Source organism: Arthrobacter sp. ov118, from assembly GCF_900116495.1.
Lineage (GTDB): Bacteria > Actinomycetota > Actinomycetes > Actinomycetales > Micrococcaceae > Arthrobacter.
This window is the reverse complement of record NZ_FPAY01000003.1, coordinates 423937-447959: the sequence shown is the minus strand read 5'-3', so window position 1 is coordinate 447959 and position 24023 is coordinate 423937. Positions and strand designations below refer to the sequence as shown.

The 24023-nt window shown below is 68.3% G+C and carries 19 protein-coding genes; 12 read left to right on the top strand and 7 right to left on the bottom strand.

Annotated elements, in window-relative coordinates; all coding sequences use genetic code 11:
- The 6 genes from BM372_RS09620 to dhaM all read left to right on the top strand — a co-directional run.
- Positions 1–942: AAA family ATPase (locus BM372_RS09620; protein ID WP_143111452.1), on the top strand; the 942-nt coding region annotated here is incomplete at its 5' end.
- Positions 943–1136: 194 nt separating this feature from the next.
- Positions 1137–3275, top strand: coding sequence for a S9 family peptidase (locus tag BM372_RS09615; RefSeq protein WP_177235947.1), 2139 nt, complete (start codon positions 1137–1139; stop codon positions 3273–3275).
- A gap of 57 nt (positions 3276–3332) precedes the next feature.
- Positions 3333–3851 carry an amino-acid N-acetyltransferase gene (locus BM372_RS09610; protein WP_177235946.1) on the top strand — a complete coding sequence of 173 codons (519 nt, stop codon included), beginning with the start codon at positions 3333–3335 and terminating at the stop codon, positions 3849–3851.
- 444 nt (positions 3852–4295) lie between these two features.
- Positions 4296–5297: a dihydroxyacetone kinase subunit DhaK gene (gene dhaK / locus BM372_RS09605; RefSeq protein WP_090954508.1), complete on the top strand. Its 1002-nt coding sequence runs from the start codon at positions 4296–4298 to the stop codon at positions 5295–5297.
- A 2-nt stretch (positions 5298–5299) separates the two neighbouring features.
- Positions 5300–5929: a dihydroxyacetone kinase subunit DhaL gene (gene dhaL / locus BM372_RS09600; protein ID WP_090954506.1), complete on the top strand. Its 630-nt coding sequence runs from the start codon at positions 5300–5302 to the stop codon at positions 5927–5929.
- Positions 5926–6597, top strand: a complete 672-nt coding sequence (gene dhaM, locus BM372_RS09595) for a dihydroxyacetone kinase phosphoryl donor subunit DhaM (RefSeq protein WP_090954504.1) — start codon at positions 5926–5928, stop codon at positions 6595–6597. Before dhaL ends, dhaM begins: the two co-directional genes overlap by 4 nt.
- Positions 6598–6649: 52 nt before the next feature.
- Here dhaM and BM372_RS09590 read toward each other — a convergent pair whose 3' ends face one another.
- Positions 6650–7486 (bottom strand): HhH-GPD family protein, encoded by an 837-nt coding sequence (locus tag BM372_RS09590; protein WP_371261719.1) that lies wholly within the window; start codon positions 7484–7486, stop codon positions 6650–6652.
- A 447-nt stretch (positions 7487–7933) separates the two neighbouring features.
- On the opposite strand from BM372_RS09590, the gene BM372_RS09585 reads away from it, so the two are divergent.
- Positions 7934–8515 carry a hypothetical protein gene (locus BM372_RS09585; RefSeq protein WP_090954595.1) on the top strand — a complete coding sequence of 194 codons (582 nt, stop codon included), beginning with the start codon at positions 7934–7936 and terminating at the stop codon, positions 8513–8515.
- Between the two features lie 20 nt (positions 8516–8535).
- On the opposite strand, the gene disA is transcribed toward BM372_RS09585, so the two are convergent.
- Positions 8536–9612 (bottom strand): DNA integrity scanning diadenylate cyclase DisA, encoded by a 1077-nt coding sequence (gene disA / locus BM372_RS09580; RefSeq protein ID WP_090954502.1) that lies wholly within the window; start codon positions 9610–9612, stop codon positions 8536–8538.
- Between the two features lie 365 nt (positions 9613–9977).
- Between disA and BM372_RS09575 the strand changes: the two genes are divergently transcribed.
- Both BM372_RS09575 and BM372_RS09570 read left to right on the top strand, forming a co-directional pair.
- Positions 9978–11591: a peptide chain release factor 3 gene (locus BM372_RS09575; RefSeq protein WP_090954500.1), complete on the top strand. Its 1614-nt coding sequence runs from the start codon at positions 9978–9980 to the stop codon at positions 11589–11591.
- A gap of 189 nt (positions 11592–11780) precedes the next feature.
- Positions 11781–13139: a protein kinase domain-containing protein gene (locus BM372_RS09570; RefSeq protein WP_090954497.1), complete on the top strand. Its 1359-nt coding sequence runs from the start codon at positions 11781–11783 to the stop codon at positions 13137–13139.
- Positions 13140–13191: 52 nt separating this feature from the next.
- Here the strand turns inward: BM372_RS09570 and BM372_RS09565 are convergent, their stop codons facing one another.
- Positions 13192–14406, bottom strand: a complete 1215-nt coding sequence (locus BM372_RS09565; protein ID WP_090954495.1) for a PucR-like N-terminal domain-containing protein — start codon at positions 14404–14406, stop codon at positions 13192–13194.
- Positions 14407–14503: 97 nt separating this feature from the next.
- On the opposite strand from BM372_RS09565, the gene BM372_RS09560 reads away from it, so the two are divergent.
- Entirely contained in the window at positions 14504–15577 is a 1074-nt protein-coding gene (locus BM372_RS09560; protein WP_090954493.1) for a ferredoxin reductase, read from the top strand.
- A 13-nt stretch (positions 15578–15590) separates the two neighbouring features.
- Complete coding sequence (locus BM372_RS09555) at positions 15591–16793, top strand: fatty acid desaturase family protein (protein ID WP_090954491.1); 1203 nt, start codon at positions 15591–15593, stop codon at positions 16791–16793.
- Between the two features lie 234 nt (positions 16794–17027).
- Here the strand turns inward: BM372_RS09555 and BM372_RS09550 are convergent, their stop codons facing one another.
- The 4 genes from BM372_RS09550 to BM372_RS09535 all read right to left on the bottom strand — a co-directional run bounded on the left by BM372_RS09550 (position 17028) and on the right by BM372_RS09535 (position 22663).
- A complete protein-coding gene (locus BM372_RS09550) occupies positions 17028–17663 on the bottom strand; it encodes a class I SAM-dependent methyltransferase (RefSeq protein WP_090954489.1) in 636 nt (211 codons plus the stop codon).
- Positions 17664–17678: 15 nt separating this feature from the next.
- Positions 17679–19847: a copper-translocating P-type ATPase gene (locus BM372_RS09545; protein ID WP_256214147.1), complete on the bottom strand. Its 2169-nt coding sequence runs from the start codon at positions 19845–19847 to the stop codon at positions 17679–17681.
- A gap of 248 nt (positions 19848–20095) precedes the next feature.
- Positions 20096–21469: a DNA repair protein RadA gene (gene radA, locus BM372_RS09540; protein ID WP_090954487.1), complete on the bottom strand. Its 1374-nt coding sequence runs from the start codon at positions 21467–21469 to the stop codon at positions 20096–20098.
- Between the two features lie 60 nt (positions 21470–21529).
- Positions 21530–22663 carry an FUSC family protein gene (locus tag BM372_RS09535; protein WP_090954485.1) on the bottom strand — a complete coding sequence of 378 codons (1134 nt, stop codon included), beginning with the start codon at positions 22661–22663 and terminating at the stop codon, positions 21530–21532.
- A 237-nt stretch (positions 22664–22900) separates the two neighbouring features.
- Between BM372_RS09535 and pstS the strand changes: the two genes are divergently transcribed.
- A complete protein-coding gene (pstS, locus tag BM372_RS09530) occupies positions 22901–24022 on the top strand; it encodes a phosphate ABC transporter substrate-binding protein PstS (RefSeq protein WP_090954483.1) in 1122 nt (373 codons plus the stop codon).
- Position 24023 lies beyond the last annotated feature (1 nt).

Here is a 24023-nt window from a genome sequence, read left to right as displayed (position 1 = left end):
GTCGGCCAGGACGAGGCCATCAAGGCCCTGTCCCAGGCGATCCGGCGCACCCGTGCAGGGCTGAAGGACCCCAAGCGTCCCGGCGGCTCGTTCATCTTCGCCGGCCCCACCGGCGTCGGCAAGACCGAGCTGGCCAAGGCACTCGCGGAGTTCCTGTTCGGCGAGGAAGATGCGCTGATCACGCTGGATATGTCCGAGTACTCGGAGAAGCACACCGTGTCGCGGCTCTTCGGCGCCCCTCCGGGCTACGTGGGCTACGAGGAGGGCGGGCAGCTGACCGAAAAGGTCCGCCGTCGTCCGTTCTCGGTGGTCCTGTTCGACGAGGTGGAGAAGGCACACGCCGACCTCTTCAACTCGCTGCTGCAGATCCTCGAAGACGGCCGCCTGACCGACTCCCAGGGCCGCGTGGTCGACTTCAAGAACACCGTGATCATCATGACCACCAACCTTGGCACCCGGGACATCTCCAAGAGCGTTGCCACCGGCTTCCAGTCGGGCACGGACACGAAGACCGGCTACAGCCGGATGCGCGCCCGCGTCACCGAGGAGCTCAAGCAGCACTTCCGCCCCGAGTTCCTCAACCGTGTTGACGACGTTGTGGTGTTCCCGCAGCTGACCCAGGACGAGATCATTGAGATCGTGGACATGTTCGTCGGCCGGCTCGAGAAGCGCCTCAAGGACAAGGACATGGGCATCGAGCTCACCCCGGCGGCCAAGGTGCTCCTGGCGACCCGCGGCTACGACCCCGCGATGGGTGCCCGGCCGTTGCGCCGCACCATCCAGCGCGAGATCGAGGACCAGCTCTCCGAGAAGATCCTGTTCGGTGAGCTGCACTCCGGCGACATCGTGGTGGTGGATGTGGAAGGCGAGGGTGACGACGCGAAGTTCACGTTCGCCGGCAACGCCAAGCCGCGCATCCCGGAGATCGCTCCGAGCGTCTAGGCAGTACGGCGGCAAGGCCGTCCCGCTCCGTCAAAGGTCCCGTCCGCTCCGAGAGGAGCGGGCGGGACCTTTGCTTTTTCCCGGCCCCAGACCGGGATCCCTTCGAGTCGTCGCCGGGAAAGCTATCTGAAAGCAGTGTTTCACTCTGAGTGAACTTTCTGTGATCAACGCCACAGACGGTGTTGAATCGGTGCATGGCTGCCAAGGACTCAGAGACCCTGAGCGAACAACCCGAGACCCCTTTCCACGATCTGGACCATTACCTCGCCATCCCCAGGGTGAGCGGTCTGACGCTCAGTCCCGACGGCGGGCGGCTGGTCACCACCGTGGCCACCCTCAATGCCAAAGGCACCGAATACTGCACCGCGCTGTGGGAAGTGGACCCGAGCGGAGCCCAGCAGGCCCGCCGGGTCACGCGTAGCGCCAAGGGGGAAGCGGGCGCCGTGTTCGCCGCCAACGGCGACCTCTACTTCACTTCTGCCCGTCCCGACCCGGAAAGCCCCGACGCCGACCCCGTCAACGCGCTTTGGGTGCTCCCGGCCGGCGGCGGCGAGGCCCGTGTGGCCCTGTCCCGCTTTGGCGGCATCGGCAAGGTCAGTGCCGCCAAGAATGCCGACGCGTTGATCGTCACGGCCTCGGTTCTGGCCGGGTCCACCGGCGAGGACAACGATGAGGAACGCCGCAAGGCCCGCAAGGACAACAAGGTCGCGGCCATCCTCCACAGCGGCTATCCCGTCCGCTACTGGGACGCAGACCTCGGCCCGGAGCAGCCGCGGTTGTTCGCCGTCGAGCCCGGAGAGCAGCCGGAGGCCGGAAAACCGACGACGGTCGACGCCGCGCCGCGGCTGTTGCTTCGCAACCTGACTTCCGACGTCGGCAACAGGCTCAGGGACGCCGAATCGGTGGTCAGCCCCGACGGCAGGACCATCTACAGCAGCCTGACGAAGCCGTTGGCGAACGCGGATTCACGCACCGTGCTCGTCGCGATCGACGTCGCCACCGGCGCCCGGACGGTACTGCTGGACACCGAGAACGTGAACTATTTCCCCGGGCCGGTCAGCCCGGACAACCGCAGCCTGGTGGTGGTCAGTGAAAGCGACACCACACCGTTTGCGGCCCCGCAGGTCAAACTGCACCTCCTCGACGTCGCCGGCGAGGCAGCAGCGGGCCACGGAGCCGGGGAAAGTGCCTTGACGCCGCTGGCCGCCGACTGGGACCGCTGGGCCAGGCCCGCGGCCTGGCTGCCCGATGGTTCGGCGCTGCTTGTCACCGCCGATGAGGACGGCGCATCGCCGGTCTTCCTGATCCGCGTGGCAGGGGACCGGGGCGAAGCTGGCGGGGTGACCCGGCTGACTCCCGACGCCGCCGCGTACACCGATGTCGTGGTGGCGCCGGACGGGCGCAGCGCGTACGCCCTGCGCAGCTCCTACGAATTCCCCGCCGAGCCCGTGCGGATCGATCTCGACGGCGGCGCGGCGGTCCGCCTGCCCGCACCGGCGGAGCGCCCGCAGTACAACGGGACGCTCGAACGCGTGGAGGCGACGGCCGCCGACGGCGCCCGGGTGCCCGCGTACCTGGCCCTTCCCGAGGGGGCATCCGCTGCGAGCCCGGCGCCGCTGCTGCTCTGGATCCATGGCGGGCCGCTGGGATCCTGGAACGCCTGGACCTGGCGCTGGAATCCCTGGCTGCTGGTGGCACGCGGCTACGCGGTGCTGCTGCCGGACCCTGCCCTGTCCACCGGTTACGGGCAGGATTACATCCAGCGCGGCTGGGGCGCATGGGGCAAGGCTCCGTTCACCGACCTCATGGCCGTCACTGACGCCGTCGAGCGGCGCCCTGACATCGACGAGGCGCGCACTGCAGCCATGGGCGGCTCCTTCGGCGGCTACATGGCCAACTGGGTGGCCGGGCATACGGACCGCTTCAAGGCGATCGTCACGCACGCCAGTCTCTGGGCCTTCGACCAGTTCGGCCCCACCACCGACGCGGCACAGTATTGGCTCAAGGAGATGACGGCGGAGATGGCGCTGGAGAACTCCCCGCATCTGCACGTGGAAAACATCCGGACTCCCATGCTGGTCATCCACGGCGACAAGGACTACCGCGTGCCGATCGGTGAGGGGTTGCGGCTCTGGTACGAACTGCTCGCCAAGTCACAGCTCGCGGCCGACGAGAACGGCGAAACGGACCACCGCTTCCTGTACTTCCCGGACGAGAACCACTGGATCCTGCAGCCGCAGCACGCCAAGATCTGGTACGGCGTTGTGGAGCACTTCCTGGCCAGGAACCTGCTGGACAAGGACATTCCTGTCCCCGACGAACTGGGTCTCTGAGCTTCCCGGTCGGGCCGGCGGAAGCGACGCGACAGGCCCGCCCGTAAGATTGGGGCTGTGACTGAGACCGCCGAGACGATCCGCATCCGACCTGCCCGCACCGGCGACGTCGCCGCCATCAAGACTCTGGTGGCGCCGCTGGCCGAGCAGCGGATCCTCATGGCCAAGGAGACCGTGGCCTACTACGAGAGCTTGCAGGAGTTCCGGATCGCCGAATCGGACCGGGGCGAGGTGATTGGTTGCGGGGCGCTGCACGTCATGTGGGAGGATCTCGCCGAGGTGCGCACCCTCGCAGCCTCCGATGCCTGGCGCGGCAGGGGCGTGGGCCACGCGCTGGTGGAACGCCTGCTGGAGGACGCCCGGGACCTGGGCGTGTCACGTGTCTTCTGCCTGACGTTCGAGGTGGATTTCTTCAAAAAGCACGGCTTTGAAGTCATGGCCGACCAGACCGCCGTCGACCCCGTGGTGTACTCGGAGCTCCTGCGCTCGCACGACGAGGGCGTGGCCGAATTCCTGGACCTGGCCAGGGTCAAGCCGAATACCCTTGGCAACACACGAATGATCAGGCAACTCTAGGGCGCGCCGAATACGCCGGGTCTCTCAATCCAGCGGTGGAGGTTGAGGAAATAACGCCGCGCTTCCCTTCAGTAAATTTGGTGGATAAACTGGGCCTGGCTCAGGGGGTGGGCCGCCATATTTTCGGAGGCACGATATTGCATAAAGACGAGATTTTTCCCGAATTCTTCGCTTTCCGCAGTACGGACGCCGGTTCCCCGGCGGCGCCGCCAGCCCGGACGGAAGCTCCGGCCCAGCCACCGGCGGAACCTCTGAACCACTCGTCGCCAAGTTCGCCCCGGGCCCTGCAGGGCCGGCTCGCCGCGCCGCCGTTCTCGTGGCTGGGCGACGACGCCTGGCCGCACCTTCCGGACCGACAAGCAGGCTTGTAGTCCGCCTACCGCCTGTCATGCCCCGGTAGTAGGGTCTAAGCAAGCAGCCAGGACACCATCCAGGAGCACCGCCATGAAGAAACTCATCAATGATCCCAAAGCCGTGGTCGACGAGTCGGTGGAAGGGTTCGGGCTTGCACATGCCGATCTCGTGACCGTCTTCCCGGACCCGAAGTACATCGTGCGCAAGGACGCCCCGGTGGCAGGGAAAGTCGGCCTGGTCTCCGGCGGCGGCAGCGGGCATGAGCCGCTGCACGGCGGTTACGTCGGCAAGGGGATGCTCGACGCCGCTGTTCCCGGGGCGGTGTTCACCTCGCCAACGCCGGACCAGATCCTGCCGGCCACGCTGGCGGTGAACTCCGGCGCCGGCGTCGTACACATCGTCAAGAACTACACCGGCGACGTCCTCAACTTCGAAACCGCCGCCGAACTCGCGCAGGCCGAAGGCGTCGACGTCCGCACCGTCCTGGTCAACGACGACGTCGCCGTGGAGGACTCGCTGTACACGGCCGGCCGGCGGGGCGTCGGCGGCACGGTCCTGGTCGAGAAGATCGCCGGCGCCGCGGCCGAGCGTGGCGACAACCTGGAGGCCGTCGCGGCGATCGGCGACCGGGTCAACCAGAACGTGCGCAGCATGGGCGTCGCCTTGACCGCCTGCACTGTGCCGCATGCTGGAGTGCCCAGTTTCGAGCTGGAGGAAAACGAGATCGAGATCGGGATCGGCATCCACGGCGAGCCGGGACGGCACCGCATCCCGATGGAAAACGCCGACGGCATCACCGACCGCCTGCTCGACCCGGTGGTCGGCGACCTCGGGCTCGGCTCCGGAGACAACGTGCTGTTGTTCGTCAACGGCATGGGCGGCACCCCGCAGAGCGAGTTGTACATCGTCTACCGCCGGGCCGCCCAAAAACTGGCCGAGAAGGGCGTCACGGTGGCGCGCTCCCTCGTGGGCAACTACATCACGTCCCTCGAAATGCAGGGCTGCTCCATCACGGTCCTGCGCCTTGACGACGAGTTGACCGCGCTCTGGGACGCTCCCGTGCACACCCCGGCCCTTCGCTGGGGCGTCTGACCGTGGGGCTGGATGTCGGCTGGGCCGTGCGCTGGCTGACGCTCTCAGCGCAAGCCATGGCCGAGCACCGGGTGGAGCTGATCGAGCTGGACCGGCCGATCGGGGACTCGGACCACGGCGAGAACATGGACCGTGGCTTCCAGGCCGTCCTGGGCAAACTCGCCGAGGCGCCGCCGGAAACCCCGGGTGCGGCCTTAAAACTGACGGCGATGACGCTGATGTCCAAGGTTGGCGGGGCGGCCGGCCCCCTGTACGGCACCGCGTTCCTGCGGGCTGCCACCGCATTGGGTGACACTTCCGACGTCGACGCCGCCACGCTCGCCGCCGCATTGCAGGCGGCCCGCGACGGACTAGTCGCCCGCGGCAAGGCCGAACCAGGGGACAAAACCATGGTGGACGCCTGGACGCCCGCGATCGAGGCTGCCGCTGCTGCTGCGGCCGGTGATGGCGACGTCCGGAAGGTGCTGCTGGCCGCCGCCGAAGCGGCCGAGGCCGGCGCCGTGTCCACGGATCCGATGTTGGCCCGCAAGGGCCGTGCCAGCTACCTGGGGGAGCGCAGTATCGGGCACCGCGACCCGGGAGCCGTCTCCAGCGCACTGATCCTGCGCGCCGCGGCCGAGGCGGCCGAATGACCGTCCGGCTGGTCGTCGTCTCGCACAGCGCCAAAATTGCCGACGGCGCCGTCGAACTGGCGGCGCAGATGGCGCCCGACGTCGTCATAGTCCCCGCCGGGGGAACCGACGACGGCCGGATCGGGACGAGCCTGGACAAAGTTCTGGCGGCGCTGGAGCAGGCTGGTGATGACGGCGTCGTGGTGCTCACCGACCTCGGATCCGCGGGCATGACTGCGGAATCCGCGGTGGAGTTCGCGGCGGACCCGGAATCCGTGCTGATCGCGGATGCGCCCCTGGTGGAAGGACTGGTGGCAGCCGCGGTGGCTGCCCAGGCAGGGGCCGATGCGGCGGCGGTGAAGGACGCGGCCGAGGCCGTGTACCGGCCCCCGGCCCACCCTGCGGAGGCTGGGCACGGGCACCAGCAGCCACCCGATGTCACGGCGGACTTCGAACTCGTCAACCAGGCCGGCATGCATGCCCGGCCGGCGGCGAAGATTGCGGGCGGACTGTCCGCCATGGACGCCGATGTGACCCTCAACGGTGCCGATGGTGCCTCCATGACGGAGCTCATGATGCTGGCCGCCGGCAAGGGCACCGTCCTGCACGTGGAGGCCAGCGGCCCGGACGCGGCCAAGGCGGTCGGCTACCTGGAACGCCTGGTCAGATCCGGGTTCGGCGAGCCGTAGGCTGGCTGGCGGAGACCAAGACCTGGCGGTCATCCTAAAGAATCCGGGCCCGTCAGGCGGGGAGCCGGAAGCCGCCTCGGTGCAGTTCCGCGAGGCCGTCGTCCAGCAGGCCGGCCAGCGCGCGCTCCAGCTGCTCGGGGGCCGCATTGAGCCGGTGCAGGGCCGCGAGCGGGATTCCGATTCCGTGCGGTTCGAACCCCAGGTCCGCCGGGGCCCGGTGGAACAGCTCCGGCGCCACGGGCTCCTCGGCTACCCGCAGGACAGCCATAATGGTGCCGCGCACCTGCCGGTCCGTACCGTGCCAGGCCTGCCCCTTCGGCGTATACGTCGGCGGCGGCTCGCCGGCAGCAAGCCAGGCACAGGAGTTGCGGACCGGGCACTGCCCGCATTTGGGGGCCCGCGCCGTGCAGACCAGCGCACCGAGTTCCATGACGGAGGCGTTCCAACGCACCGACGCATCAGGATCCCGCGGGAGCAGCGCCGCCGCCAGCCGCATTTCGGCGGCGGTGAGGGCCTGCGACGGCAAGGCCGAACCGGAGACCAGCCGCGCATGAACCCGGCGAATGTTGGTGTCCACCACCGTTTCGCGGCCGCCAAAGGCGAAGGCAGCAACAGCGGCGGCCGTGTAGCTGCCTACGCCCGGGAGATCCAGGAGGTCGGCGTAGCCGGCGGGGACGGCGCCGCCGTGGCTGTCCCTGATGGCGACGGCTGCCGCGTGCAGCCGCAGCGCGCGCCGCGGATACCCCAGCCGGCCCCAGGCCCGGACGGCTTCCCCTGCAGGCTCGCGGGCCAGGTCGGACGGCTCCGGCCAGCGGCGCAACCACTCCTCCCAGACCGGAAGTACTCGGACCACCGGCGTCTGCTGAAGCATGACCTCGCTGACCAGCACACCCCACGGCGTGCACTCCGCCGCTCGCCATGGCAGTTCCCTCGCGCTGGCCTCGAACCAGTCGTCCAAGGCAGCATGCAGGGCGGGGAGTTCCGGCCCGCCAGGCGTAGCCGCGCCGCTAACTGACGCGGCTGCAGCAGGGCCGGCGGGCGCGGGCCCGGGCGGTTGAGCGGCGAACGCGGAGGGGGGTGGGGTTAGAGTCTCGATCCATTCAGCGTAATAGATCCGGCAACCGGTTCGGGACCTCGGATCCGGATGGTGGAGGGCCGCGCGGCGTGGTCGGCCGCCATAGCCCGCGCCGTTCTCTAGGCTAGAAGAATGGTCAGGCAAGGCAATTCAGGAACGGGCAGTTCGCGGCGGACGGGTTCGGGCCGAGGACAGCCGGCGCGCAAACCCGGCCGGCGCCCGCTCGCCCCTGTCTATCGCCGCCGTCGGTTGCTTGCCAGCTTGGTCCTGCTGCTCGTCATCGCCGTGGTCTTTGGCGGCTTTATCGCCGTCTCGAGCGCTATCAGCGGCGCTCAGCCTTCTGGCGGTCAGCCGTCCGGGACCGGCGCCGCGTCGGACAGCAAGCCGAACGTCTCGGCGTCGGACGGGGAGTCCACCTCCGCGTCGGCCGCCCCCACCGCCTCATCGGACGATGGCTGCGAGCAGAACCTGGTGACCGTCACGGCCGCCACCGACAAGGACAGCTACGCCGCCGGTGAGAAGCCGCTGCTGACCCTCAAAGTGACCAACAACAACAAGGTCCCCTGCGAGGTCAACATCGGGACCTCGCAGATGGAGTACATGATCACCAGCGGCTCGGACCGGATCTTCTCCTCCAAGGACTGCCAGGCCGAGAGCACGGACCTGATGAAGACCATCGCCCCGGGCAAGAGCGAGACCGCGAACTTCCCGTGGCAGCGCAACCGCACGGTGCAGGGCTGCCAGTCCGTTGAGGCCGCGCCCGGAGCCGGCGGCGCCTACTACGTCTTCACAGCCAGGCTGGCGAACAAGACCAGCACCAAGGCCGTGTTCCAGCTCAACTAATCGGTGGTCAGGGGAAAGGGTTAGAGGAAGCGGTCCAGGAGGCTGGCTTCGGCCATGCGGCTCAGGCCCTCCCTGACGGTCCTGGCGCGCTGGTCACCGATCCCGTCCACGGTCATAAGGTCATCGATCGTTGCCGCCATCAGGAACTGCAGGCCGCCAAAGTGGTCTACGAGGCGGTCAGCGACGGCCCGCGGCACGGCCTTGAGGCCGGACAACAGGCGGTAACCGCGCGGCTGCACGACGGCGTCGAGGTTGGCCTCTCCGCCGGCGAACCCGACGATCCCGGCGATCTTGCCCAGATCAATCAGCTCGGTGGGACCCAGGCCGACGAGGGCCTTGACCGCGTTGTCGATGTCCTTCGCGGATGCATCCGCCCCGGAGTAGTCACGGATGATCACGTCGCTGCCCGGGCCGCGGCCCACAGTGAGTTCGTCGAGCTGCAGCGACAGCAGACGGCCGTCCTCGCCCAGTTCCAGGACGTACTGGGAGATTTCTTCGGAGATCCGGCGGACCATTTCCTGGCGCTGAAGCGTCACCGCGACGTCGCGGACCGTCACCATGGCTTCGATTTCCAGTGCCGAGAGCGAACTGGTCACCTGATCCAGGCGCGAGCGGTAACGTTCCAGGGTCGCCAGGGCCTGGTTGGCACGGGCCAGGACCTTCTCGGAGCCCTCCAGGACGTGGCGCAGGCCGTTCACGTACAGCGCGATGATCTGCATCGACTGGCTGACCGAAATGACCGGGACGCCCGTCTGGATTGCCACGCGTTCCGCGGTCCGGTGCCGGGTGCCCGATTCCTGCGTTTCGATGCTCGAGTCCGGAACGAGCTGGACCGCCGCGCGCAGGATGTTGCTGGCATCCTTGTCGCAGACAATGGCGCCGTCCATCTTGGCCAGTTCGCGCAACCGGGTGGGGGAGAAATCGATGCCGATCTCGAAGCCGCCCGAACAGATGGACTCGATAGTCCGGTCGATGCCCAGAACGATCAGCGCGCCGGTGCGTCCCCGCAGGATGCGTTCCAGGCCGTCGCGGAGGGCGGTGCCCGGTGCCACCCTGGCCAGAGTGGCCTTGAGTGCATCTTCAGGGCTCCGAGCCATAGATTTCCCTTCAAAGGTGCAGGCAAGAACCTGCAGGTACGCCGGTTTCGAGGGTCTACCGGCAGGATCAAAAGTACTCAGTTCCCCGCTCCCCCAATGATAGAGGTAAAGCGGGGCCACTTCCGCACAGACAAGCCCTAAAGTGGCCCATTGCGACGTGCCGCCGGGCGCATCCGGAGTGGCCGCAGGCGGTGAGGTCCGCGGCGGCATTTTGGGGATTCTGCCGCCCGATAATTCAGGCTGCCTCGCGGGCGCCGGGCGGCCGCTTCGCGCGGGTTCAGCCGCCTGAGATAAACTGGATCCTTGGGTGTACCGCGGGCTCTCCGCGCCGTGACCCCGTCCACAGCCGCAGCGAAAGTAGCATCGTGTCTCAAGAAGTCCTTAGCCCCGCCCGAGTCCAGGAGATTCACAAGCAGGCGGCCCGGCGTCGGACATTCGCTGTCATTTCGCACCCCGACGCCGGCAAATCCACCCTGACCGAGGCCCTGGCGCTGCATGCAAAGGTGATCGGCACTGCCGGCGCCTCTAGCGGCAAGGCCAACCGCAAGGAGACGGTCTCGGACTGGATGCAGATGGAAAAGGACCGTGGCATCTCCATCAGCTCCGCCGCGCTGCAGTTCGCCTACCGGGATACCGTGATCAACCTCCTGGATACCCCGGGCCACGCGGACTTCTCGGAGGACACCTACCGTGTGCTGGCGGCCGTGGACTGCGCCGTGATGCTGGTGGACGCCGCGAAGGGCCTGGAGACCCAGACCATGAAGCTCTTCGAGGTCTGCAAGCAGCGCAATCTGCCCATCATCACCGTGATCAACAAGTGGGACCGCCCGGGCCTGGACGCACTGGCCCTTATGGACGAAATCACCGAGCGCACCGGGCTGCAGCCCATGCCGCTGACCTGGGCCGTGGGCATCTCCGGCGACTTCCGCGGCGTCTGGGACCTGCGCAATGACCGTTTCGCGCAGTTCAAACGCAATAACGCCGGCGCCAACATCGCCCTCACCGAGTACTTCACCCCCGAAGAGGCCGCCGCCAGCCAGGGTGACGACTGGTCCAATGCTGTCGACGAAGCCGGGCTCGTGATTGAATCCAACCTCGCGTTCGACGTCGGGGCCTTCCACGCAGGCAAGGCGACCCCGATCCTCTTCAGCTCGGCCGCATTGAACTTCGGCGTGAAGGAAATCCTCGACGCCCTGGTCGACTTCGCCCCGCCCGCTGCCCCGCGTCCCGACGTCGACGGCGCCGCCCGTCCCGTCGACGCGCCCTTCGCCGGGTTCGTCTTCAAGGTCCAGGCCGGCATGAACAAGGCCCACCGCGACCACGTCGCCTTCATCCGCGTCTGCTCCGGCGTGTTCGAACGCGGCATGGTGGTGACGCAGGGCCGGACGGGGAAGTCGTTCGCCACCAAGTACGCCCAGCAGGTGTTCGGGCGCGAACGCGAGGTCATTGACGAGGCTTTCCCCGGTGACGTCGTGGGCCTGGTGAACGCGTCCTCGCTGCGGGTCGGCGACAGCCTGTTCCTTGACCACCCGGTGGAGTTTCCCGCCATCCCGCTGTTCGCGCCGGAACACTTCCAGGTGGCGCGCTCCAAGGACCCCAGCCGGTTCAAGCAGTTCCGCCGCGGCATCGAACAACTCGAGCATGAAGGTGTCATCCAGGTGCTCCGCTCCGACATCCGCGGTGACCAGGCGCCCGTTCTTGCCGCCGTCGGCCCCATGCAGTTCGAGGTGGTCGAAGACCGGATGGCGCACGACTTCAGCGCACCCATGCGGCTGGAACGGCTGCCGTACTCCCTTGCCAGGATCTCGACGGCGGATGCCATGCCGGCGCTGGCCAACGTGCCCGGCGCCGAGGTGCTGCTGAGGTCCGACGGGGAGTACCTGGCCCTGTTCAACGACGTCTGGGCGCTGCGCCGGATCGAAAAGAACCACCCGGATCTGACGCTGGTACCGATCGGCACCCACAACCCCGCCAAATAGGGCGGGCAGCCCGGCCGGAAAGCCCGGTTAGGGCCGGGGATAGGGCTTGCCGGTTCCGGTTTCCGCGTTATCATAAGTAGGCTTGCTTTTTCTGCGGGCGCCGGGTTCAGCTATCCGGCTTCGGACCGATCCGCCCGATCCCATCGGCGGGCCCCATCCAAGGGACCACGTAGCCTTTTGACAACAACCATGGAACCCGGGCACCTCCTCAGCGGGCGCTACCGGGTCGAAGAACTCATTGGCCGCGGCAGCCAGTCCAGCGTCTACCGGGCCACCGACGAGACGCTGGGACGCGAAGTGGCAGTGAAGCTCTTCCGCGACGGCGCTGTGGACGAAGAACGGACGCGCCGGCAAAGCGACGAAGTGCGGATCCTCGCAGGCATGGCCCATCACGCCCTGATCACGCTGTTCGACGCCGGCGCGGACACCACCGACCCGGACCGCACCCTCAGTTACCTGGTAATGGAACTCGTCCGCGGCCCGGACCTCCGCCGCCGCTTCGCCGAGGGCCCGCTATTGGCCGCCCACATGGCGCTGATCGGCCACGATCTCGCCGACGGCCTGGCACACATCCACCGCCACGGGATCATTCACCGCGACGTCAAGCCGGCCAACGTCCTGCTCGTGGACTACAGCGCCGAGCACCCGCGACCGCGCGCCAAACTCAGCGACTTCGGCGTGGCCATCACCATCCGCAAAGACCACCACGGCGCCTCCGACGACAGCTCCGGCACCCCCGCCTACCTCAGCCCCGAACAGGCCGCCGGCGAACCCGCCGGCCCCGCCAGCGACGTCTACTCACTGGGACTGGTCCTGCTGGAAGGGCTGACCGGGAAGATGGCCTACCCCGGCGCACCCATCCAGTCCGCCCTTGCCCGGCTGCTGCAGGACCCGGACATCCCCGACGGACTCGCGCCCATGTGGGTGGCACTGCTGTCCTCCATGCTGGACAGGGACCCCGCGGCCCGCCCGCCGGCCCGCGAAGTGTCCCTGGCCCTGCGCCAGGAAGTCATCAACGGCGCCGGGCGCCACCGCCGCGACGCGGCAACGCTGCTGACCGATGAGGAAGGGCGCATGCGGGCAGTTGAGCGCTACGAGATCCTGGACACCCCGAAAGACGGCGTCTTCGACCGCATCGCAGCCCTGGCCGCACGCCTGTTCTCGGTGCCCGTGGCGATCGTCAGCGTGGTGGACCATGACCGCATCTGGTTCAAGGCGCACTACGGCACGGACGTCACGGAGATCGACCGCGACCCCGGGTTGTGCGCCTCCGCCATCCTGCAGGACGATGCCTGGATCGTCGAGGACGCCGCCGTCGATCCCCGGACACTGGCCAACCCGCTCGTGGCCGGCGAGTTCGGCCTGAAATTTTATGCCGGGGTGCCTTTGCGCACCCCGGACGGCTACAACCTGGGCACCTTCTGCATCCTGGACCGTGAACCGCGCAAATTCAGCGCCGGGGACATTTCCGCGCTGGAGGATCTGGCCGCGCTCGTCATGCACGACCTGGAGTTGCGGCGCCACAGCCGGCAGGCACTCGTCGGCTAGCCGCCGACGTCGTCTGCCGGGCTCCCGCTGACCGCCGCCGTTGCGCCTCGGTCTACCGCCGGCCGGCGTGCAGGGCCAGCTCCAGTTCGAAGCGGGCAGTGGGATCCTCCAAGTCATCGCCGAAGAGCTCGCGCAGCTGTGCGGTCCGGTAACCCACGGTCTGCGGGTGGATCCCGAGTTCGGCGGCCACCGGGGCCCGCTGGCCCCAGTGGCGCAGCCAGGAGAGCAGGGTTTCGGCGAGGCGTTCCCGCTGCGCCGGCCGGAGCCCCTCCAGCGGCGCCAGCCGCCGGTTGGCCAATTCTGTGATCGCTGACGGTTCGGCCCCGAGAATCACCTGCGCCAGATGCTCGTCGGCCCAGATCGGGGGATCGTCCGGTCCTTCGCGCGGAGGCAGCGCTGCCGCTGCCAGCACTGCCAGCCGCAGCGAATCCGGAATCCTCTCCCAGCCGCCGGACGGCCCCACGGAAGCGCCGCGCCCCTTCAGGGCGCGGCCCAGCTCCTCCCGGGCGGAGCGGGACTTGCGTGCCGGCATCAGGGCCACGACGTCGGTCTCCCGCTCGATCACCAGGGCGCCCTGGCCGAGCCGCAGCCGCAGGCCGGCAGCCCGGTCCAGCGGCAGCGTCACCACGGCCATGCGCGCCGGCAGCGACCAGTCGGCCATCGCCGCGGTGTGGCGGAGGGCCGCCTCGTCGGCCTGGCCGAGCAGGAGCAGGTCGAGCAGTTCGGTGCGCCGCCGGTCGACTGCCCCGGCGCGTTCGGACTGTTCGAAGGCATAGGCCTCGGCGCTCACAGCCGACAGTTCGTCGATGTAGGCGAGGATCGATTCGCCCAGGTCCACCACCACGCCTTGGCCCAGTTGGTGTTCCACCGAGACCCTGGACATCTCCCGGAACGTCACGCGGGCACCCATCCGGTAGGCGCTCAGCAGGGCGTCCATGCTCCGGCCCTGGCGGAACTCACCGCTGCCCAGCCCGGCCACCAGGTCGCGGCTTTCTTCGGACAACGCCGGCAGCCGGGTCCCGGGCAGTTGCAGGAATCGGTCCAGCGCCGCGGCGACGCCCCGCCTCAGGCCGCGACCGAACCTTCCCTCAATCGGCCGGGCATAGGCCGGAACCAACTGAGGGACGGCGTCGATGATGGCCTCGACGATTCCGGGCATCCTGGGACGAAGCATGTCGCTGACCTCCCTCGGCAAGGCCAGCCACGGAGGATCGTGGGCGGGGGCGGGGGCGGGGACTGCGGGTTCCCGGGCTGCGGAGACGTTCATGGAAAATCCAAAGAGTTGTTACGGCGGGATAGTTTTATAGTGTCGATCGTATGCCTTGGGTGAAGAACTATGGCGCAATCTGACATAAGGTTGATGAATGATCCGGTTCCGTAAGCTGGCGCGTGCCGCATCTCTACTGACCACCCCGCTAGCTCCAGAAGACATTCTGTCGCTGTTCAATCCTGTGTACTCCGCTCGCCAGTTGCGCGGCGTGGTCACCCGGGTGGTTCCAGAAACGGCCGATTCCGCCACCATTTTCTTCCGTCCCGGCCGCGGCTGGCAAGCTCACCTTGCCGGCCAGTGGGCCCGAATCGGCGTCGAGCTCGACGGCGTCCGGCACTGGCGGTCGTATTCGCTCAGCGCCCCCGCAGGTCAGGACCCGGCCATCACGGTTACCGACCTGGGCGCCGTGTCCGCGGCCCTCGTGCGGAACACCAAGCCCGGCGACGTGCTCTTCCTGGCGCCGCCGCAGGGCGACTTCGTCCTTCCGGAGCACCCGCGGCCACTCCTGATGCTGACCGCCGGCAGCGGAATCACGCCGGTTATGTCGATGATTCGCACGCTCGTCCCGCACCGCGCGGACTCCGACGTCGTCCTCATCCACACCGCTCGGACCCCGGCGGACGCCATCTTCCGTGAGGAACTGGCCGAACTGGCGGACCAGTTTCCCCATTTCCGCGTCATCCACTGGTTCACCGGCGAACGAGGCCGCCTGGACTTCAGCTCGGCTGCCGGCTTGGAACAGCTTTGCCCGGACTGGCGCCAGCGCGCAGCGTACGCCTGCGGCCCCGAAAGCTTCCTGGACGATGCCGAGGCGCTGTGGGAGGCCGAGACCGCCACCGCCGAGCCCTCCTCGGAGGCCACCCTCACCATCGAACGCTTCAGCACCAAGCTCGCCGGCGGCGAAGGGCACGACGGCGGCCTGGTCACGTTCGAGGCGTCGGACCGGGAAGTCGAAGCCGACGGCGATACCCCGCTTCTCGACGTCGGCGAGGACGCCGGTGTCCTGATGCCCAGCGGCTGCCGTATGGGCATCTGCCACAGCTGTCTCATCCCCCTCCGGGCCGGCCAGGTCCGTGACCTGCGCACGGACGAAGTCCATGGCGAGCCCGGCCAACTAATCCAGACGTGTGTTTCGGCAGCCGCCGGACCCGTTAACCTCGACCTCTGAGGAGTACCAACGCATGACGATTGTTTCCGACAAGACCGACGTTTCCGAGGAAGCTCCCACGGGCGACACTGCCCGGCCCAAGGCGTCCGCTGCCGCAAAGCCGCGGCCCGGTGCCCTGGCGGAGTCCGGCAGCCCGCTGGTCCGCCCGGATGCGGCCGCGCACCTCTCCGACGAGCAGGTCGCAGAGCTCGGCCGCGAACTCGACGCCATCAAGGACGAGGTCCTCGCCAAGCGCGGCGCCAGCGACGCCGCGTACATCCGCCGGGTGATCAGGGTCCAGCGCGGGCTTGAGATCACCGGCCGCGCCACCCTGCTGGTGAGCAAGCACAAAGCAGCCTGGGTCGCTGGCACGGCGATGCTTAGCTTCGCCAAGATCTTGGAAAACATGGAACTGGGCCACAACATCCTGCACGGACAGTGGGACTGGATGCGGGACCCGGACATCCACTCCACCACTTGGGACTGGGACTTCGTCACCCCGACGCGATCCTGGCAGCACACCCACAACGACCTGCACCACCGCTGGACGAACGTCGTGGGCAAGGACAACGACATCGGGTACAACCTGCTGCGGATGGATCCCCAGCAGGAGTGGAAGCCGTTCAACCTGGGCAACCCGCTCTACAACGCCTTGTTGGCGCCGGTCTTCGAATGGGGCATCGCGCTCTACGATCTTGAGTTGCCTGACTACCAAGAAGGCAAGAAGAGCAAAGAGGCCATGACCCGGGACTTGAAGGCGCTGGGGCTCAAGGCCCTGAAGCAGTTCACCAAGGACTATGCCGCCACACCCGCCGTCGCCATGTTGACCGGTTCGGGCAAGCAGGCGCTGTATGGCACCTTGGCCGCCAACGCGATCCGGAACGTCTGGGCGCATGCGATTATCTTCTGCGGGCATTTCCCCGACGGCACCGACACCTTCACCGAAGAAATGGTCGAAGGCGAAACCCGCGGCGACTGGTATGTCCGGCAGATGATCGGATCGGCCAACATCTCCGGGTCCAAGTTCATGCACCTGATGAGCGGCAACCTCTCGCACCAGATCGAGCACCACCTCTTCCCGGACCTTCCGTCCAACCGCTACGCCGAAGTGGCTCCCAAGGTGCGGGAAATCTGCAAGCGCTATGGATTGCCGTACACCACCGGGCCGCTGCTGAAGCAGGTCGGCTCCACCTGGGCCAAGGTCTTCAAGCTGGCGTTGCCGCCCAAGAAGGCCTAAGCACCGCGGTTCAAGCCGGTTTGAACTCGTTGAAGGGGCGTCTGCCATCGCGGCAGGCGCCCTTTGCCGTGCCTTTCCCGGCGGAGTCCGACGCTCCCGCCCAGTTACTTTGCCCGTGAGCGCCCCTAGCGGCGGATAACCCCCGGGAACCCGCCCCGTGGAAGTCCGGCGAACCGCGGTAACCGGGCAGGAGCGTCGTGCCCCCGGGCGGCGTGCGCGCGGTGGGGCGCGCGCTCAGGTCTTGCTGGCCACGCCCAGAACGTGGGCCAGCCGCGGGTTGCCGGGCAGGACCGAAAATCCGAAGCGATCGAGGCCCTGCACGGTTAGGCCGGCCCCGGCAATCATGGCGGCGGTGTCACGGTTCGGGTGGCACCCACCTGCCACCCGGCTCCACAGCGGTGTGACCAGGTCCTCGGCGGCCCCCAGCACGCGGTGTGCGGAGCGGACGTGTTCATAAAACAACAGCAGGCCGCCGGGGCGCAGGACCCGGACCACCTCCGCCAGGGCGACGGACTGGTCCGCCACGCTGCACAGCACCAAGCTGGAGACGACGACGTCGGCCGAGGCGTCCGCAGCCGGCAGCGCTTCCGCCACGCCGTCTTTCACGGTGACTGGCACCGGTGCCCTGCTGGCGGCGGCGAGGGCCAGCGCCCGGAGCGTGGGGTCCGGTTCGAGGGCCAGCACACCGGACACGGCGGACGGGTAGAACGGGAAGGTGGCCCCGTAGCCTGCCCCGATTTCGATGACGACACCACGCGCCGCTGCCACCAGCCGGCGGCGGTGCTCTGCTGCCCCGCGGGCGTCCATCCGCGGGCCTACGCGGGCATAGGATCTCCCGAAGGATGAATCGCGGCGGTTGGTTTCCGGCATGGGGCCTCCTTGCGGTCAGCCGACGGCGGCCGGGTTGAGCTTGAGCCGGCGCAGCAACTGGGCGTTCAGGGCAACCACAATGGTCGACGCCGACATCATCACGGCGCCCGCGGCGGGGGAGAGGACGATCCCCGCGAAGGCGAGGACTCCGGCCGCCAGCGGTACCGAGATGATGTTGTAGCCGGTGGCCCATACGAGGTTCTGCCACATCTTCCGGTAGCTCGCCTTCGACAGATCCAGCATCGACAGCACGGCCCGGGGATCATTGCCGGCCAGGACCACTCCGGCGGATTCCACTGCCACATCCGTGCCGCCGCCAATCGCGATCCCCACCTCCGCCCGGGCCAGCGCAGGGGAGTCGTTGACGCCGTCGCCCACCATGGCCACTTGCAGCCCTCGGGCCTGCAGTTCCGCCACCTTCTTGTCCTTGTCCGCCGGGAGGACCTCGGCGAACACTTCATCGATGGCGAGTTCCGTAGCGACTGCATGCGCGACCTGCCGGGCGTCGCCGGTGATCATGGCCACCTTGATGCCGCGTGCCTGGAGGGACCGGACGGCCTGGCGGGACTCGGGCCGCACCGCGTCCTCGAGGCTGACCGCACCCAGGACCATGCCGTCATCCACCACGTGGAGTACCGCGGCGCCGCGCTCCAGCCAGGCCCCGGTGACAGCGGCCATGTCCGGTGGGACCGTCAAGCCCAGCTCCCGGAGCAGGGCCGGGCCGCCCACCTGGACCGTCCGACCGTCGACAGTGGCGCGGACACCCCGGCCGGTCAGCGAGGCGAATCGCTCCGCCGTCGGGACAGCCAGACCCCGTACCCGGGCGGCGGCAACGATCGAACGGGCCAGCGGATGCTCGCTGTCGGCCTCCACGGCGGCGGCGAGGGCGAGTACTGTATTCTGCGCGGCGTCCTGGCCGGCGGCTGTGTCCGTGCCTGCGGCGGTGACCTCCTTCACCTCCGGCTCGCCCCTGGTCAGGGTCCCGGTCTTGTCGAACAGCACGACGTCGACTGTCCGCATGCGCTCCAGCGCCATGCGGTTCTTGATCAGTACGCCCGCGCGGGCCGCCCGCTCGGTGGAGATGGCGATGACGAGCGGGATGGCAAGGCCCAGGGCATGGGGGCAGGCGATCACCAGGACAGTCACGGTGCGGGTCACGGCGTCGGTGACGCTGCCCGCCAGGGTCCAGAAGATGAAGGTCAGTACACCGGTGCCGGCGGCAAAGTAGAAGAGGAACGCCGCGGCCCTGTCGGCGAGGGCCTGGGCCCGGGAGGATGATGCCTGCGCCTCGGCCACGAGGCGCTGGATGCCGGCCAGGGCGGTGTCTTCGCCGACGGCCGAAACCCGGACCCGCACGGCGTTGTCCGTGGCGATGGTGCCGGCCACCACCGGATCACCGGGCGCTCGCGGGACGGTCTTTGATTCGCCGGTGATCATCGATTCGTCGAATTCGGCCTGGCCGTCGCTGACTGTCCCGTCGGCCGGCATGCGGCCGCCCGGGCGCACCAGGATGGTGTCTCCGGCGCGGAGCTCGGCGACACCGACGGTCTCCGTTCCGGTGACGGTGACGCGTTCGGCCGTATCAGGCAGCAGTGCCGCCAGGGCGTCCAGTGCGCCTCGGGCCGAGCCGAGGGCGCGCATCTCGAGCCAGTGGCCCAGCAGCATAATGGGTACCAGCAGTGCCAGCTCCCACCAGAAGTCGAGGTCGAAGCCGCCGAGGCCCAGGGTGGTCACCCACGAGGCGATGAAGGCGACGCTGATGGCCATGGCAATCAGCAGCATCATTCCCGGTTGGCGCGTTCGCAGTTCGTTAAGCCCGCCCTTGAGGAACGGCTGGCCGCCGTAAAGGAAGATCGCCGTGCCGAGCGTGGGCGGAATCCAGGCCGCGCCCGGGAACGCGGGAGGTTCGTAGCCGAGAAGATCCGCGAACATCGGGCTGAAGAAGACCACCGGAACGGCCAGACCCAGCGTCAGCCAGAACCTGTCCCGGAACATTGCGACACTGTGCCCGGCATGCTGGCCGTGGCTGTGCACCGCGTGGTCGTCGTCGGCGGGGCCTGCCACAGCCGGGGTGGGGGTCCCCTTTGATGTGTGCCCGCTGCCGCCGACCTCGTGCCCGTGCTGTCCGGCGCGGGCGGTCTGGCCGGCCGGTCGGGCAGCCGGTCCGATGTGCTGGTGATCCATGATGACGCGCTCCTCGGAAGTAGGGCCAGTCTTTTCCCAACATACCCCCGGGGGGTATCATTGGCAAGGCATTTCCTTCGGAGATCGATCCCACCGCACCCCGGCAGACGCTCCTTCCCGGTTGCCCGCGCGTCTAGGGCAGTGCGGTGCCGGCAAGCCCCGGAAACCCGGGGTTGAGCAGGGGCGGGGGCGGCAGCAACTGGGATGGAGCGCACGATTGTCCATGGCCCCGCGTTGCCCGGCAGGCGTCAGCCGATCAGCAGCCCCAGGGCCTCGGCCAGGTGGCTGACTTCCTTTACCGAGAACCCCGCGGGAACCGGACCGTGCCCGTTGACGCTGGCCGGTACCACCGCATGGGTGAAGCCGAGCCGGTGGGCCTCGTGGATGCGCTGGTTGATGCCGGGCACGGGACGGACTTCGCCCGCCAGGCCCACCTCACCAAAGGCAATCAGCCGCTGGGGGAGCGGCTTCCTGGCCTTCGCGGAGGCCACAGCCAGGGCCACGGCGAGGTCCGTGGCGGGTTCGCTGAGCTTGACGCCGCCGACGGTCGCCACATACGAGTCGTCCTTGTTCAGCAGGCAGCCGGCGCGCTGCTGCAGCACCGCCAGCAACATCGCCACGCGTGAGCTGTCCAGCCCGCTGGTGGCGCGGCGGGGCTGCGAGCTGGCGCTCTCGGCAAGCAGCGCCTGGACCTCGGCCAGCAGCGGCCGCCGACCCTCCAGCGTCACCGTGATGCAGGTCCCGGAGACCGGATCCTTGGTCCGCGAGACGAACAGGCCGCTGGGATCGGCCAAGCCGGTGATGCCGTCCTCGTTCAGGTCGAAACAGCCGACGTCATCGGTGGGTCCATAGCGGTTCTTCACGGCGCGCAGCAGCCGCAGCCGCGAATGCCGTTCGCCCTCGAACTGGCACACCACATCCACGAGGTGTTCCAGCAGGCGGGGCCCGGCGATGGAGCCGTCCTTGGTCACGTGCCCCACCAGCAGCGTGGTCATGTTGCGGCGCTTGGCCGCGGCGATCAGGGACGCCGCAACCTCGCGCACCTGGGACACACCGCCGGCGCTGCCCTCGACGTCGGCGCTGCTCAGGGTCTGGACGGAGTCCACCACCAGCAGTCGCGGTTCAAGCTTCTCAACCTGCCCCAGCGCCTGTCCGAGGTCCGTTTCGGCAGACAGGTACAGGGATTCGGCGACGGCGTCGATCCGGTCAGCGCGGAGTTTGACTTGGGCCGCTGATTCCTCGCCGGTGATGTACAAGACGTCCTGGGCCGTGCGGGCGAACTTGGCCGCGACGTCCAGCAGCAGCGTGGACTTGCCCACGCCGGGCTCGCCCGCGAGGAGGATGACGGCGCCCGGCACCAGGCCGCCGCCGAGCACGCGGTCCAGTTCGTCCACGCCGGTGGGCAGGAACGCCGCCGTCGTGGCGTCGACGTCGGCGATCGGGCGGGCGGGTTCAAGGACGGTGGTGGCCGCCGTCGTCCGGGCGACGGCGGTGCCGGTCTCCTCCACGGTGCCCCATGCCTGGCACTCGCCGCAGCGGCCCACCCACTTAGCCGTCGTCCAGCCGCATTCGGCGCATTTGTAGCCGGGCGCCTTCGGCCCCCGGGAAGTCTTCGTAGCCATTGGTCAACAGTATCGGGGACCACGGACAATCAAGGGCCCAGAGGCAACCCCCGGAGCGGCCTATGCCTGCAGCGGGGGAAGAATGTCCCGGGCTTCCTTAGAATCCACGCCGGCCGCCTCGAGCAGGTCCACCATGAGCGGACGGAAGAGCATGACCACCGTTTCGCCCTCGAGCAGCCGCACGTCCAGCATCCGCGGATGCAGGCGGCCGGCGATCTCGCGCAGCTCGGACCGCGCCGTCCGCAGATGGGCGCGACGAACGCCGTCGTGCACCTCCGCCAGGCCTAGCGACAGCTCATCGACGGCGGCCGCCGTCTCCTGCAGGACGTCTGCGATGTTCTCCGTGGCCTCGTCCGAGAGCGCCGCATGGTTGATGGCGCTGGTCAGGCGGCGGGCAAAGACCCGGCTGTTTCGCAGCGCGAGGTCGAGATAGTCCAGCGACTGCTCCATCTGGTCCAGCTCGTCCCGGTGCCGGCGGTAGGCGGGAGCCAGGGTGGCCACTTCCCCGGAGGCCCGCAGGGACTGGCGCATGGCGTCCACGAGGGGCTGGCAGTTCCGCCCGCGGATAAGCGCATGCCAGGCCTGGGTGGAATCGCTGTAGCTCAGCGCCGAGGCGCATTCGCGCAGCACCTCGGCGAGCTCGTGCAGGAGCTTCCTGACGTCGTTGCGGGGCTCACGGCGGGGGTCCTTGGGAACCAGGATGGTCACCAGCAGCGCGAACACCCCGCCCACGACGGCGTCGATGCTGCGGGTGAACGGCCCCCCGGCCGGCGCCGGCAGGAGCACGACGAGCACCGACTGCAGGCCCAGCTGGGTGGTGAAGATGGTCCCGCTGTCCAGGAACCGGGCCAGCAGGATGGAAAACAGCAGCACGACGGCGGCCTGCCAGATTCCCGAGCCCAGCCAGTGCAGCAGCAGATCCCCGACCACGATGCCGATCGTGCAGCCCAGGCCCACCTCGATGACGCGGCGCAGCCTGGGGTCGCGGGAAAAGCCGAGGGCAATCAGGGAGGACGTGGCCGCAAACAAAGGACCGCTGTGGCCCAGGACGTATTCGGCGAAGGCGTAGGCGCTGACGGCGCAAGCGGTCATCTGGATGGCCGGGACCAGGGAGTTCCGGCTCCGGACCATGCCGGTGCGGAACCGGCCGCGCAGGAATCGTGCGCTTGCGGAAAGTCCAGTCACGGCGGCCATGCCCTCCAGTCTATTTGCTGCCCAAGCGCCGACATGGCCGATACGACTGTGACTCAGAGAACACAATGGCCCGCCGGCAGATGTAAGCCATTGGCCCGGCGTCGTTAACCGGCTGTTCACTTTGGACCGCCATTGTCTTCATCTGGGGCACCTACCTTCGGTAAAGGTACAAACCGTACGCATCCTTGCTGGTCCTCTCCGGCCATGCACGCAAAGCCCTGGAAGGGGTACATCAAAGTGAAGGCACTCCGCTTCGGCCGCAACGCGGCTATCGCTGTCATCGCCGCCGGCGCCCTCGCGCTGACCGCTTGCGGTTCGGACAACGCAACCAACACCGCCCAGACCGCCGCGCCGTCCGCCTCGGGCCCCGCGGTCACCGGCACTCTGACCGGCATCGGTTCTTCCGCCCAGGGCGCCGCCATGGACGTCTGGAAGACCAACTTCGCTTCCGCGAACCAGGGCGCCACTGTGCAGTACTCCCCGGACGGCTCCGGCGCCGGCCGCAAGGCGATCCTCGATGGCTCGGCCCAGTTCGCCGGCTCTGACGCCTATCTCAAGGACGAGGAACTCGCCAGCTCCAAGGACAAGTGTGGTCCCGACGGTGCCATCGACATCCCGGTCTACATTTCCCCGATCGCCGTGGCCTTCAACGTGCCCGGCATCATGGACCTGAAGCTCGACGCCGCCACAGTTGCCAAGATCTTCCGTGGCCAGATCGCCAACTGGAACGACCCCGCCATCGCGGCCCTGAACCCGGGCGTCACGCTGCCCGACCTCAAGGTCACCCCCGTGAACCGCTCGGATGACTCCGGCACCACCACGAACTTCACCGACTACCTGGCCGCCGTCGCCCCCGAGGTTTGGACCGACAAGGCTGCCGGCGTCTGGCCCGCCAGCCTGAAGGGCGAGAACGCCAAGGGCACTTCCGGCGTCGTCAAGACCGTCACCGACACCCCCGGTGCCGTGACCTACGCCGACGACTCCGCGGTCAGCGGCAAGCTCGGCACGGCCCAGATCAAGGTCGGCGACTCCTTCACGAAGATTTCCGCCGACGCGGCTGCCAAGGCAGTCGACGCCGGGAAGCCGGTTGAGGGCCGCAACGCCAACGACCTCGCCATCAAGCTGGACCGCACCACCACGGCCGCGGGCGCCTACCCGATCGTCCTGGTTTCCTACCACATCGTTTGCACCACCTACGACACGCAGGCCACAGCTGACCTGGTCAAGGCCTTCGTCAAGTACGCCGCCTCCGATGCGGGCCAGAAGGCCGCGGCCGACGCCGCCAAGTCGGCGCCGTTGTCCAAGACCCTCCAGGACAAGGCAGTGGCAGCCGTCGATTCCGTCAAGGCCAAGGCCTAGG